Annotated in this window: 11 protein-coding genes; 10 read left to right on the top strand and 1 reads right to left on the bottom strand. The window is 49.5% G+C overall.

The features are described 5' to 3' along the window. Positions 1-5: 5 nt before the first annotated feature. The 5 genes from GGU45_RS09395 to GGU45_RS09375 all read left to right on the top strand — a co-directional run bounded on the left by GGU45_RS09395 (position 6) and on the right by GGU45_RS09375 (position 6,075). Positions 6-1,493 carry a RagB/SusD family nutrient uptake outer membrane protein gene (locus GGU45_RS09395; protein WP_435224096.1) on the top strand — a complete coding sequence of 496 codons (1,488 nt, stop codon included), beginning with the start codon at positions 6-8 and terminating at the stop codon, positions 1,491-1,493. 48 nt (positions 1,494-1,541) lie between these two features. Continuing rightward, on the top strand, positions 1,542-1,970 hold the full coding sequence (locus GGU45_RS09390; RefSeq protein WP_435224094.1) for a hypothetical protein: 429 nt from the start codon (positions 1,542-1,544) through the stop codon (positions 1,968-1,970). A gap of 76 nt (positions 1,971-2,046) precedes the next feature. After that, entirely contained in the window at positions 2,047-2,733 is a 687-nt protein-coding gene (locus GGU45_RS09385) for a hypothetical protein (protein WP_435224093.1), read from the top strand. Between the two features lie 50 nt (positions 2,734-2,783). After that, complete coding sequence (locus tag GGU45_RS09380) at positions 2,784-4,376, top strand: IPT/TIG domain-containing protein (protein ID WP_435224091.1); 1,593 nt, start codon at positions 2,784-2,786, stop codon at positions 4,374-4,376. Between the two features lie 25 nt (positions 4,377-4,401). Beyond that, positions 4,402-6,075, top strand: coding sequence for a LamG-like jellyroll fold domain-containing protein (locus GGU45_RS09375; protein ID WP_435224090.1), 1,674 nt, complete (start codon positions 4,402-4,404; stop codon positions 6,073-6,075). A 597-nt stretch (positions 6,076-6,672) separates the two neighbouring features. Here the strand turns inward: GGU45_RS09375 and GGU45_RS09370 are convergent. Beyond that, a complete protein-coding gene (locus GGU45_RS09370) occupies positions 6,673-8,742 on the bottom strand; it encodes a TIM barrel protein (RefSeq protein WP_435224089.1) in 2,070 nt (689 codons plus the stop codon). Positions 8,743-8,842: 100 nt separating this feature from the next. Between GGU45_RS09370 and GGU45_RS09365 the strand changes: the two genes are divergently transcribed. The 5 genes from GGU45_RS09365 (at position 8,843) to GGU45_RS09345 (ending at position 13,689) form a co-directional block, all read left to right on the top strand. Then, complete coding sequence (locus tag GGU45_RS09365; RefSeq protein ID WP_435224087.1) at positions 8,843-9,538, top strand: LytR/AlgR family response regulator transcription factor; 696 nt, start codon at positions 8,843-8,845, stop codon at positions 9,536-9,538. A 210-nt stretch (positions 9,539-9,748) separates the two neighbouring features. Beyond that, positions 9,749-9,946, top strand: a complete 198-nt coding sequence (locus tag GGU45_RS09360) for a hypothetical protein (protein WP_435224085.1) — start codon at positions 9,749-9,751, stop codon at positions 9,944-9,946. Positions 9,947-10,185: 239 nt separating this feature from the next. Further along, on the top strand, positions 10,186-12,387 hold the full coding sequence (locus GGU45_RS09355) for a response regulator (RefSeq protein WP_435224083.1): 2,202 nt from the start codon (positions 10,186-10,188) through the stop codon (positions 12,385-12,387). Between the two features lie 140 nt (positions 12,388-12,527). Continuing rightward, on the top strand, positions 12,528-12,812 hold the full coding sequence (locus tag GGU45_RS09350) for a hypothetical protein (RefSeq protein WP_435224081.1): 285 nt from the start codon (positions 12,528-12,530) through the stop codon (positions 12,810-12,812). A 448-nt stretch (positions 12,813-13,260) separates the two neighbouring features. Beyond that, positions 13,261-13,689 (top strand): hypothetical protein, encoded by a 429-nt coding sequence (locus GGU45_RS09345; RefSeq protein WP_435224079.1) that lies wholly within the window; start codon positions 13,261-13,263, stop codon positions 13,687-13,689. Positions 13,690-13,703 lie beyond the last annotated feature (14 nt).

The raw sequence follows: 13,703 nt of genomic DNA, 5'->3' as shown, positions 1-13,703 counted from the left end.
GATACATGAAGTGGTTGCATCAAATATTATTCCTGCTGTTACTGACATCAGCTGCTGCATCCTGCAAAAAGTTCCTGAACGTGGAGCCCGCCGATCGTACCGGATCCAGCTCTTTCTGGAAAACAAGGGAAGATGTGGAAGCCGCTGTAATCAATTGCTACGGGTTTTTGTTTCAGAAGTTTAACGATTTCAACTCACCCGTAATTCCCGCTGTAGGCGATATGCGCTGCGGGGGCATTAATGGCAGCGTAGCCTCCGGTCAGTTGGGCCAGGGCTTCTATACCTTATCACAAAACGACCTGTCCAATACCACCAACCTGGGTGTGCCGGAGCGGTATCATCTCAATGATATTGATGACTGGGGGCCGTATTTTGAGTCCATCGCTAATTGTAATATCACGCTTGCCGAGATAGAGAAAATGAAAACCCTCAGTGATGCGGAAAAGAAGCGATACGTTGCCGAAGTAAAATTTGTGCGGGCCTTTACCTATTTTTATATCTGCCGTTTGTATGGTGATGTACCCTTTTATACCGAGCCTTACGATAAAACCCCCAGGCCCCGTACTTCCTTTATTACCATTTTTAATACTTTGATTGCCGAGCTGGATGGCGTAAAAGAAGACCTGCCCTGGACGGCTACCAACCCCTCCGATCTGGGCGTACGCGCCTGCAGGGCATCCGTGTATACGCTTATTGCACATATGAATATGTGGCTGGCTGGCTTTGATAAAGCCAACCAAACCAAATATTGGAAGGATGCAGCCGAAAAATGCGTGGCAGTAAAAAACAGCGGCGCTTTTGAGTTACTGCCCATTGAAGAAACCAAGCGTATTTTTAAGGGCAAAACCAAGGAGAGTATTTTTGAGTTTGAACTCAACCGCAATTTCGGAAACACCTCCCTCTACGTAAACCTGGGCCAGTGGATGACGCATTCACCCATTGTGGATTATGCGGCCAGTGACTTATACTTTGTGCGGTCGTTAATGGAACGTATTTACCCGCCAAACCTGCCGGATAAAAGAAGAGATACCTGGTTCTACCTTCCCTACGCCAATAACCAGACTTTTATGTTTTTAAAACAGATCAATGTAGCCGACCCAACCGGTTACTGGAGTTTTGAGGATAACCTGATGGTGTTTCGCTATGCCGATGTTTTATTGCTGGGGGCGGAAGCCCTGGCCAACCTCGGGACCGATGATTCCGAAGCCATCAGCCTGCTGAACATTGTGCGTACCCGGGCCGGTACGCCGCTGTTTATTGCCGGTGCAGAAGATCTGAAGGATGCCGTTTTCTGGGAACGGCAAAAAGAACTCATAGGGGAGGGCCACCGCTGGTACGATTTTGTGCGTACAGGGAGGGTAATGGATCCCAACCAGATCATTACCTCCCTCACGCAGGACCAGTTTGACCGGGGCGCCTGGACCTGGCCCATTGATGCCAAGGCCCGGCAAAATAACCCGGAGATTGTGCTCAACCTGTATTGGGTGCGGTAGCAATACTGTAGCGATGAAGCGATCGATTTTAATTCAAAAATAAAAACAATGAAGCAGAAAATTTACAGCCGAAGCAGACGCAACAAAATGTTGTCGTATTCTTTTTTTTTAGTAATTGTGGTTTTTAGCTTGGGATGGACTATTCAAAAGGAAAGAAAGATATTTGAAGATTGCGATGAAATTTCCTATAGCGGGTCAGGGAACCTAAGTGACCCGGATAAAATAAAATTTGAGTTTACCGATATTTATGCAAACGCGTTTTATTCGTTTACGGTCTCATCTGTTCATGGAAATTTTATAGTAGGGACAATTCCTGAAAGTCGTTATAATGTTACGGTGTATCATCCTCTAAGCAATTTTTCGTTACAAATAGGCGGAGAAACTCTTTCCGGCGTTCCATCTGATGGCGTTAGTATATCTGTTGATAGCGTCAAAACCGGAGGTTGTGATCAAATAATAGGTGTTTTTGACAATTGATCTGGCGTTTGAACATAATTTGTTTGATTGAAAAGTTTGAAACTATAAAAGGTGATCGTGTAAAAATAATAGTTCGATGAAAAAAATTCCACTAATCGCTTATCTGTGTGTTTTGCTGTTCCTTTCAGCATGTAACAAGCAGGAATATTTCAGGGATACCGGTCTGCAATCGGGTGTCTTTGATGAGAATATTTACGAGTTCCTGCAACAGCGCCCCTTTCTTTTTGATTCGCTGGTGCAGGTCATTGACCGCGCCGGTATGAAGGAGGCCCTGCAAAAGGAGGAAGTGACCTTTTTTGCGCCGCCCGACCGGTCGCTTATGCTGTTGATGAACGCCGTAAACGGCAACCGCTATGCAGCAGGAAAAGACAGCCTGGGCATTGCGGATATACCCGGCGACATCTGGCGCAAATACCTGGCCCGGTATGTGTTTAAAGGACGGTACCTGATGAATGATATCAGCCGTATCGACTTTGCAAGAGCAGCCCTGTATCCCGGCCAGAACATTGAATCCTACGACGGATATATCATGAATATGGGCGTGGTATATGGCGCTTATTCCGGCACGCAGGATGTGGGGCCGCGTACCATCTGGCTTACAGCTGTAGGCGATAACCTTACAGACCTGTCGCGTGCGCTCACCGAGCCGGTAGCTACCTCCAACCTGCAGCCCCAAAACGGAGTCGTGCATGCATTGGCGGGCATTATTTCTTTCGCCTATGGCTCCGATTTTGAGTCGGTGGTCAATGATAATGTGCCTTAGATACAGGCCGGTATGAGACGATGTTAAAAAAACGACTTTAAAGAGCAATTATGTATAAAACGAATTATATCCTGCTGGTTTTTTTGAGCGGTTGCCTGTTTTGGGGCTGTCGCAAAGATGCAGTGCTGGGGGCTTATCCCTACGGTTCAGACAAGGAGCCGTTGAATGTAAAGCTGAGTACCGAAACCCTGCGTCCCTCCATAAGTGCACCGGGAACTACGGTAACCCTTTATGGATCGGGCTTTGCGAAATATAAAAAAGAAGAGCTGCTGGTGCGGTTTAATGGCGCGCCTGCAGAAGTGCTTACGGTGTCTGACACCCGGCTTGATGTAAAAGTGCCGGCCAGGGCCAGCAGCGGAATGATCACGCTCACCATCAACAAACAGGTATTGGCCGGCCCGCTTCAGCAGATCAGCGGCCCGGTGGCTGCGGATGCCAGTTTTAAATCCTTTCCCGGCGCCAGCGGAGGCGTGGTCTTCCGCATACGTTTCCAGGATGATGGCAAGTACGTCATAATGGGTAGTTTTAACGACTACGACAATTCGGGCGAAGCCGATGGAATGAACGGGATGGCGCGCCTGAACCCGGATGGTTCTGTAGACCGCAGCTTTAAATCCCGCAGGGGCTTTTTGGGAGGAAGGGTGTTAGATGCACTGCCACTGCCGGACGGGCGTTACCTGGTGGCAGGCAGCTTTAGCCATTACCGCAATCGCTTTACAGGCCGGGTACAAAATATGATCACCCTCAACCAGGATGGTACACCGGATACCGTGCTGGTGCATTATACTGGTTTGGCGCAGGTAGACACGGTGCCTGCCCTGGGCCTCGGTTTTGATGCGCCCGTCACTGCCCTGCACCGGCAGACTGATGGTAAAATTGTGCTCACCGGTGACTTCCGCAAAGTGTATCGCAAAACCTATGGCGGTGTTTCCGCCGATGGTAAACGCGACTCAGTGCTGATAGATACCCTGCGTATTAATTACCTGGCCCGGCTAAATGCAGATCTGACGATAGATACCACCTATAATTTTGACCCGGCCCTGCCTGCCGGTAAGCCGGCCGTAAACGGCGCTATCAGCGACTCTTATCTCAACAGCGCCGACCAGCTGATGATTGCCGGTTCCTTTACCACATTCAACGGCGCCGCTGCCGTACGGCTGGCCCGGGTGGATACCCTGGGTGCGTTGGACCCCACGTTTAATGTGGGCACGGGCCCGGATAACACGGTATCCTCCATTGACCAGCTACCCGATGGAAGGGTGGTGGCCGCCGGCTATTTTGTAAACGTTGCCGGTAAACCGGTTAAAAAAGTAGCCCTGTTTTCGGCAACCGGAGCTTTGGATAATAATTTTGACCCCGGCGAAAGCACCGTTGGTTCCTTATCCCATATCCGTGTTTTAGACAACGGAAAAATATTGATCAGCGGCTTCTTCGATCTGTTTCAGGGTTATAAACGAAGCGGGGCTGCCATCCTGGAGCCCGATGGAAAATTAAGCGCCACCTACAATAATTTCGGAGGCTTTCAAAACGGCTTTATAGGAGCATCGGCGCCGCTTGCCGGGCGCAGTTCCCTGGTGCTGGTAGGGGCATTCACCAGCTTTGACTTAAAACCGGTATCGGGTATTGTTAAATTGAATTATTGATCGGATCCTGTAAATTCTTGGGAATATGAACAAATTAAAAACAATGGGTATGGGGCTGATAATGGCGATAGCGCTGTTGCAGGCTTGTAATAAACCCGTGCTGGTTGAAAATAACGGCGGGGGAGGCGGACCCGAAATCAGCCTGAAAAAGAAAAAGACCCTGCTGATTGTATGGGATGGGGTGTCAGGCTCCGCTGTTGAGGAAACCAATCTTGCCACCATCAACAAAATGCTGGATAACAGCGTGTACAGTTTTTACGGCCTTATTGATACCATTAGCAATGACGGTACTACCTGGGCCGACCTGATAACCGGCACACGGCTGAATAAGCACAATGTAAAAACGGAGAGCTTTGAAACGGCTGATTTTACACAGTATCCCAGCTTCCTGAAACGGATGAAGGACAATGATAGCCGGTTTAGAGCCGTGGCGTTTACCACGCTGCCCCTGCTGGCTACAGGATTGTTTGGTGCCGAAATGGAAAAACACCAACACCTGCCCAACAATGACATGGCAGCAAAAGACTCGGCGGTGAACCGGCTGAAAGCCGATGATGCAGACCTGCTGCTTGTAGATTTTTCACTGGCCGAACGTGCCGGTAAAACCTATGGCTTTGGCGCCGGCGTGACGCAGTACCGCACCGCATTGCAAACACTGGATGGCTATATTGATGAAATGATCTATACCCTGCAGCACCGGGATACTTACGAAAAAGAAGACTGGATGGTGGTGGTTACCTCTACCCATGGCGGCAGGCCGGATGGCAGCTATGGCGGCAATAATCCATTGGACCGGAATGTGTTCAGCATTTATTATAGCCCCAATCTGAAAAAAACGGCCATTCCACGGCCATTGATCAACCTGCCCTATGAAGGTAATTTTATATATTTTTCCAATCCGGGCAACCGTTATGCGCAAACAAGCCATACGGCCTATAAACTGGGAAGCCAGAATTTTACTATTGAGTTCCGGATGAAAAGCGGCGGAGGGAATGCAGACCCTTCATTCATCAGCAATAAGGACTGGAACAGTGGGGCCAACCCAGGCTGGGCCATTTTCAGAACCAATAATGCCAGTACCTGGGGCATTAACCTGGCCAACCAGTCAAGATCCCGTAAAGACCTTACCCAGATCGGTACCATAGCCGATAATAAATGGCATATGCTTTCGGCCTCCTTTAACCGTACGGGACTTTTATCTGCTTACCAGGACGGTATCCTGTCCAAAACTGTCGATATCTCTTCCATTTCATCCAGCAGCCTCGATGGCCCTTACCCGCTGGTGGTGGGCGATGATGGTACCCGGGTTTACAATGGCAGCGGTACCCGAGCCATCAACAGCTATATTACCAATGTGCGCATCTGGAATACAGTATTGCCGGCTGATGTTATAAAAGACTGGCAGTATATCGATATTAATTCCAGCCATCCCTTTTATAAAAACCTCATCGGGTATTGGAAGATGGATGAAGCCAGTGGGGCGCTGGTTAAAGATTATAGCAAAACAGGTGCAGATATGGCATTGACAGGCGATGCTACCCGCCCCTTTGTATCGGATATACTCAATCCCTCATCATTAGACAGCCGGCTGCTGACACCCGGTTTGGTCGACCATTCCTTCCGCATCATGACCTGGATGGGAATGCGGGTAGACTATGGCACATGGGGGCTGGACGGAAAAGTGTGGAGCGGGAATTAGGGGGGATTTGAGAATGTGAAGATTTGAAAATGTGAAAATATGGAAATGTGGGAATGTGAATCAATATTGTTTACTTAGGGGCGGCTGTTTAACTAAGATCAAGGCGAATTCCGCCAATCATAATCCAATAGTGGAGGATATTGCGGCTACGGTGGAACCGCTAAAATCTGCGTTTCAGGCCTGGTTATGACCGCCTGCCGGCAGTATTCTGTTTGCTGCTCGTTGTAGGCGTCATAACCGCCATTCCACTTGATTTTATCTTTCGCCCGCCCGTTCCGGTACGGGCGGGCTGTGACAGGAGAGAACTATTTTTGGAATGAGAAGTTTCCCCTTTTAAACCGTTATATCGCTTAGGAGGTCGTCTGCAAGGCAGCAAAAGAATCCCAATGCATCGCATACGCGTCAAGGTGATTTTTACCGCTGGAAGCTGCAACGCAGCGCTGATCCTATTAGTAAGCGATCATAGTTCCTTTTTCCGAAAGATCCCCGGGTGGGCTGGCAAGACGTAAAAACGGGAAGGGCATTGGGCCCGATACATCAGTTGCGCGCATCCGTTCTGTGAAAATCTGTGTAGTCTGTCAGCAATTGTGCCCGGATCTATGGATCCAGCGGGTCCATCGCATCCGTTTGCAGGCAGTTCTTATTAGGATAGTAAGCGGTTTGCTCCGCTGTTACCGGCTGCATATCACTGTAAGGAAGATAACCCAGGTCGCGAAGCGCCGTTTTTGTCATATTGCCGCGGATATAGGTGGTTTGGCTAACATCGGTAGCAATCAGCACCGGCTTCCCGGAGGGAATATGAAACCTGTAAATCATCCGGTTAGTATTGCGGATATTGGTGGTGGTATGCCGGGCATGAGGCTCAATAAAAACCGCTGTTTCGGGTATGGCCAGGGAGTCCGTAAGGTAGCGCTTCATTTCCACGGCCTCGTTATAAGGCGTCAAAAACGGGTGCACGTTGCCACCGGAAACTACAATAAACGGCGCCAATCCTTTTTTATACAATACGGCAGCTGCCTGGCAACGGCGGGCGCCACCCGGGTCCAGGGTTAATGCAGGGTCTTCCGGCCCAAGCCCCGGTACCAAAATGAGGCTGTAGGTATAACGGTTCCATTTGGTTTTGGCCAGTTGCCGGAAGGGGGCGCTGTTTATGCCCGCAGTCAACGGTTCAAAACGGGCAGCTTCAAAACGCCCGTTCAGTTCCAGCGCATGTATGGCAATGCGGAGCGGTGTGGCAGGCAGTTCCACCTGCCCGGCCATTTGCCCCAGCCAGGTTTTGAGCATTGCAGGGTACACTTTATTTTTTGCAGCAAACCGGATCGAATCAATTTTCGGATAGCGGGGCGCCTGTCCTATTACATAAACGCCAAAAATGCGGTTGATAGCTGTTGTTTCGGTTTCCCAAACCTTGCGGAGATAGGAAGTGTCCTTCAGCTGGTTAAAGCGGTAATAGGTTTCGCCTTTCTTCAGTGTGGCCACTGCTGTTTTAAGACGCGGGTTGCGCCCGTATTCCTTCACCCAGGCATCGCCGGCCTGCAGGATGAGCTGGGGCGACAGGTTAAAGGCAGCCGCATAACAGGATCTGTCCACGCAGTTTTGAACGGATTGCTGCAGCTGCAGAGCATAGTCGCGGGTAAGGGATTGTACGGCTGTTTGAAATGCGGGGCTTGTTTGCAGCGCTGCCAGCTGGTGTACCAGAGGAAAGTTCTTCTGCTCCAGTGTGGGCTTCAATGCCGCCCGGCTACCAAATGCCGCGGCATAAAGCGACTGGTAGCAGGACCGGTAGTCGGCTACATTTTTGGAATGACTTTCATACAGGAAGGGCCCATCGTAATGCACCTGGTCCAGCGCCTGCAGGATGGCTACCCAATTGTTCTCGCCCTTGCCGTTACAAGGGAAATAGTGGTTCTCTTCGCGGCCCGTGCCATCGGCTACGTGCAGCGTTTTTAGCCGGCTGCCCATGGCCAGGATAAGCCGTTCGGGGTACTTGATATGGTTGAGGTCAATAGCCGAATACACATCATGAGGCAGCAGGTTCATTACTTCAACCGCTTCTTCCACGGTACGCAGCAGCGGGCGCTCCCGTACAGGGCCATGCTCCAGCTCAGGGCCCAGCATGTTTTCGATGACCATGATGGCGCCCTGTTGTTTTACCAGCGGATTTAATTCCCCTACGGATTGCACCAGTTGCTTCTTGCGCAGGGCCCGTTCATTGCGGTTCAGAAACCAGCTGGGATGAAAAAGAACGATGTGCGGATTTAAGACGGCCACATATTTTAAGATACGCGTTTGTAAAGCTACTACCGCTTTCCGGTCGGCTTCATTGCCCAGCGAAAGGTCGATGTTTTTCCCATACGGCATGTGCACCGACCAAATCTGTATGCCTGCTTCTTCTGCGGCCTTTTTTGCCCGCTGTGCAATAGCCATGCAGGTTTCATCCGACTTTATAAAATTACGCGCGGTGTCTGCTATGCCGCCCATGCCAATTTCGATACAGTCGATGCCCGCGGCTTTTGCAGCCCTCATTTCCTCCGGGGTTATTTTGTCTAACCCGATATTAAAGCCCAGGCGCAGTGGTTTGGGAAAACCCGGTTGTGCATAGGACAGTTTGCAGGAAAGCAGCAGCAGGATGAAAATTCCTTTTTTAAAAGGGGTTATTGATTTCATATTTTGGATAATGCTAAGTAGGTAGGGGCTAAAAATAGCGCATTCAGTGCAGAAAACCATTATAAGCCCTACTTTTGGTTTGCTTTAAAGCGCAGCATTTATGAATTGTTTGATTGTTGATGATAATAAAATTGCACGCACCACGCTGAAACAGCTGGCATCGCAGGTGAGCGATCTGGAGGTAGTGGGGGAAGCTTCGGGTGCATTGGAGGCCAGCAACCTGTTGCGACATCGGCCCGTAGACCTGTTGCTGCTGGATATCGAAATGGAAGACATGACCGGGCTGGAGCTGACCCGCCTCCTGGGCGAGCGTCGTCCGGTGATCATTTTTATATCCGCCAAAAAGGAATACGCGATTGAAGCATTTGAACTAAATGTAGCCGATTATATTACCAAGCCGGTGCAGCCGGTGCGTTTTCTGCAGGCCATCGACCGGGCTCGTGAGATTATTGCCAGCAACCAGGAGCAGGTCAACATCCAGCAGGATGCCTTTCTTTTTATACGGGATTCCAACGTGGTAAAACGGCTGGGTTTTGATGAGATCCTCTATGCGGAGGCCATGGGCGATTATGTAAAATTGCATACCACTCAAAAATTCTATGCGGTGCACTGCCCGCTCAAAGCAGTAGAAGAGCGGCTGCCGGCACAGCAATTCATCCGCGTACATCGCTCCTACGTGGTGGCAGTGGATAAGATCGATAGCGTGGAGCAGGGCACCCTTATTATTGGCCGCAAACCCGTACCGGTTGCAGATGCGTACCGGGCCGCACTTAATAAACGGTTAAATGTGCTATAGGTTTTTCTTTTGTTTCAGGTTGGATCCGTTTTCAACCATCTGTCACCCTTTAAACCTGAAACAGGCATTCAGTGTCAAAAGGATCTGACCTCAAACCATGAACATCAAACCGTCTCCTGACCTGTCGATCCATTTTGCCCGTTCGGCGATTTTCCTGTTGCCGGCGATTTTTCCCCTGGTATTTTTAGCCTTCAGATAAATTCCCGTATCGTGAACACCTGGAAGATCATATATATGGCACTGTCGGTACTCCTGCTGATCGGGTTTGTATATGGATTGCTTTATGGATTATATGTATTCCGGAACGGGCCCGTCATTTTCCTGTTTTCGGCCCTGATCATTGCAGACCTGGTTGTTTTTGTAAAACTCTTCTGGAATATTACCACCAATCACCGGGATGACGCCTGACCGGCAGTGCGGTGGGTGCATAACATTTTTTGTAATCCTTTTTTTACCGCAAAGGACGCAGCGAATGCGCTAAGGTCGCAATGGCGGGTTGCTATTAAATATCCTTGCGAACCTCGCGAATTCCTTGCGCACCGTGCGGTTAAAGCCAGACTCTAAAAGAAGTTTGCAAGAATGTTATGCTCCCGGCGCGGGGGGTATGACTTTCGGATCAGAAATTTCCTGTAAGTTTGATCCCGGTTATGAAGTCTTCCTTTCGATACCTGCTGGTGGTTACGTTTATTGCGGCGGTCATCGTCATTGTATTCCTGCAGTTCAATTCCAGTCAAAGTATCAACCAGCTCATCAATGGCAATGAAGACCTGATGAATGTACTGAAACTGAAGATGGAGCTGCAGCAGGTACAGGAAAGCGTAACACAACTGGAAACGGAGGTAAAAAGTATTGTTATACGCGGGCAGAACCTGCAGGATGGTCGGTTTGAACAGCAGGCAAAAAAAGTCAGCCAATCGTTCCGGACACTCGATTCCTTTGAGGTTAATCCTCTTATTGGCGCGGGTATCCTGCAGCTGAAGCGCCGGGTAAATAAAAAGATTGAGCTAAACAGGGAAGTGCTTCGCACCTTTGCAGGTGATGGTAAGGAAGCGGCCGAGGCCCTGATCAACGATCAGGAAGAAGCGATGCTTTCTGATTCCATCCGCAGCCTGGCCCACCGCATCGACCAGCAATACCAGGTAAGCGTTACGCTGCTGATCCGGAGCGCAGACCAGAACGGGAGAAACGCAAAAACCTTTGGTACCATACTTGCTGCAATAGCAGCCATAGCCTCATTGCTCGCTTTTGGATACATCTCGTATAAAATGGGGGAGCAGCAACGGCTGATTCATCAGTTAAATTTGTCCGAACAGCGGGCACGCCGGTCTGCCGAGGCCAAAGAAAATTTCCTGGCTAACATGAGCCACGAAATCCGCACACCCCTCAACGCGATATTGGGCTTTGCAAGCCTGCTGCAGAAAAAGCCGGCGGATCCCGAATCGGGGCGCTACACCGGGCTGATACAAAAGGCCGGTGAAAATCTTTTGCAGATCGTGAACAACATTCTTGATATCTCAAAAATTGAAGCAGGAATGATGCCGGTAGAAAAAGCGGCATTTGATCTCCGGGAAACCCTGTCCACCATTGAACATCTTTACCGGCAGCGGAGCGCGGAAAAAGGATTGATTTTTTCTGTGCAGGTTGCAGATGCCGTACCGGCGGCTATTACAGGCGACCAGGTACGGCTTACACAGGTTGTTGTAAACCTGGTTAGCAATGCGATCAAGTTTACAGAGCGGGGTGGTATAACCGTAGCCGTTGACCTGGCCCGGCCGATGGATGATAAAGTGGTGCTGGCTTTTGTGGTGTCGGATACGGGTATAGGGATGGATGCGGCCGAGCGCGCGGCAGTGTTTGCGCGGTTTCGCCAGGGCGATGAGAGTATTACGCGTAAGTACGGAGGTACGGGCCTTGGACTTACCATTGTAAAAGACCTGGTGCAATTGCAGGGCGGCAGCATTGAGGTAACCGGTGAAAAAGGAGTAGGTACGGTGTTTACCGTTCGGCTGCCTTTTGAACTGGCAGCCGGGGCCGGCAAAAAAGATGGGAATCACTTGCCCGCAAAGCCGCTGCAAGCAGCCTGGCCCGGTAAAACGGTGCTGGTTGCTGAGGATAATGAAATGAACCGGTTGCTGCTGGCTCAGTTGCTCAGAGACTGGCAGATCGGTTTTGATATGGCATGCAGCGGAAGGGAGGCGGTGGAGCTTTTGAAAGAAAAATGGTACGACCTGGTATTAATGGATATCCAGATGCCGGAGATGGATGGTTATACCGCCACGGCGGAGATCCGGAATACCTTGCAGAATACCGTGCCCATTATTGCAATGACTGCAGACGCATTAACCAGCCAAAAGGAAAAATGTGCGCAGGCCGGTATGAACGATTACATTTCAAAACCGCTGGATGAGGCCGCATTACACCGGCTGCTGGCCCGGTGGCTGGAGCAGCCTGCCGATCCGGTATTAACCGAAGATAAACCGGCTGTCACTACCTCAAAAGAAGGTTTGCGTTATTTGCAGCTGGATTACCTGTTTACAATAAGCAGGGGCAACAGGGAATATGAAAAAGATATCATAGCGCAGTTTTGCGAAATGGTACCGGAGGAGTTGCAACGGATACAAGTGGCCTGGGAGCAGGGCAATACCGATCGGGTGCGCAAAACAGCCCACAGCATGAAAACAACCGTTGCCGCACTGGGGCTTACAGACCATGTAGAAGCCTACCTGTTGGTACTGGAATATATAGCGCCTTTTGATCCGTTGTTTTCACGGACCTACCAGGGGTTGAGCAGGGTTTGCGGGCATGCACTGGAAGAGGCTGCTGCTTACTACGCTGCCCATTATGGATGATGAAAATATATTGGAGAAGTGTTGAAATAGCCTGGTCGTTTTCTTTTTTAGTTTCAACGATTGTTTTTGCCGTTTCGTCTATTGCAGGTATAAGCATGGAGGTAACGGGTGTATCTTCATAATCTAAACAAAAACAAAAAATGAAAAAATTTTTTATCGCGCTGCTTGCGCTGATTACATTTAATCTATCGCAGGCACAAACAGCTCCGGCACAGGTAAAACCTGCAAAAGCGCATACTACAAAGCCAGCGGCTAAAGCCGTAGAGAAAAAAGCAGAAAAAAAGACGGTTACTGAAACAAAGACCGCCGCGCCCGTTGCAGCTCATCTGAAAAAAGATGGTACGCCGGATAAACGTTATAAAGAAAGCCAGCATTTAAAAAAAGACGGCACTCCGGATAAACGCTACAAAGAAAATAAGAAGTAAATACGTTTTGAGTTCTTGATTGTTAAGGTGCCCCCCGTTGCAAGCGGGGGGCTTTTTTAGGTTTGCTGAATGCACAGGGCTGGTTTGAGGTTTATGGTTTGTGGTTTCGCCGTTTTTGTCCTCCATTGACCATTGCCTTAAAATGCAGAAATTGATTTGCGAAGACACAAACCATGGTCAGGCCTTCAACGATCCGTTTTGCCGTTCCGTCTATTAGCTGCTTGAAGGGCCGGTGGGGCGGTGTAGCTTTAAACCAGGAAAACAATGGCGGGTACATCCCGTTTTACTTATGTATTTTTTAAACCAATTTTTTTTTCTACGTATACGGCCCCTACTTGTTATAATGGGTTGTTTATTATTGTGTACAAAGTCTCCTGCTCAATGGGGTTCGGATTTTAGGTTGGAGGCCAGCGAACTTTACAGCACGCATGGTACTCATTTTGCCGGTATGAGTATGTCTTATAACCGGTATTTCGGCGGCAGGTGGGCGCTGGGCGCCGGCATTGAATATTCCGGAACGGCTTATCACGATGATAACGGTTGGAATCTCTATCATCTCCGGTTTATACCATTGTACCTTGCAGAAAGTTTTAATGTGGTAACCTATGGGCGCTGGAGCACCTACCTGCGTTTGCAGGAAGGGGGCAGTTTTGCGCGGTATGACAAAGAATTTCAGGATCATCCCGGTACGCGCTACCGCATTCGTGAAGCGGGGCTTTACGGCTATGGAGGAGCCGGTACCCGTTATTGCGTTTCGGAGAGATCCGGTTGTTTCCTGGAAGCGGGTATAAAAGCCTTTCATCTTTCTTTTAACAATTTAGATGTGAATCCGCATGGTTTTGCATTAAAATTGGGCTATGTTTACCGGCTCAAATAACTGAACCAAATCTT

This window comes from Niabella hirudinis (assembly GCF_051201075.1).
In the GTDB taxonomy this organism is placed as follows: Bacteria; Bacteroidota; Bacteroidia; order Chitinophagales; family Chitinophagaceae; genus Niabella; species Niabella hirudinis.
This window is presented reverse-complemented; position numbering and strand designations above follow the sequence as displayed.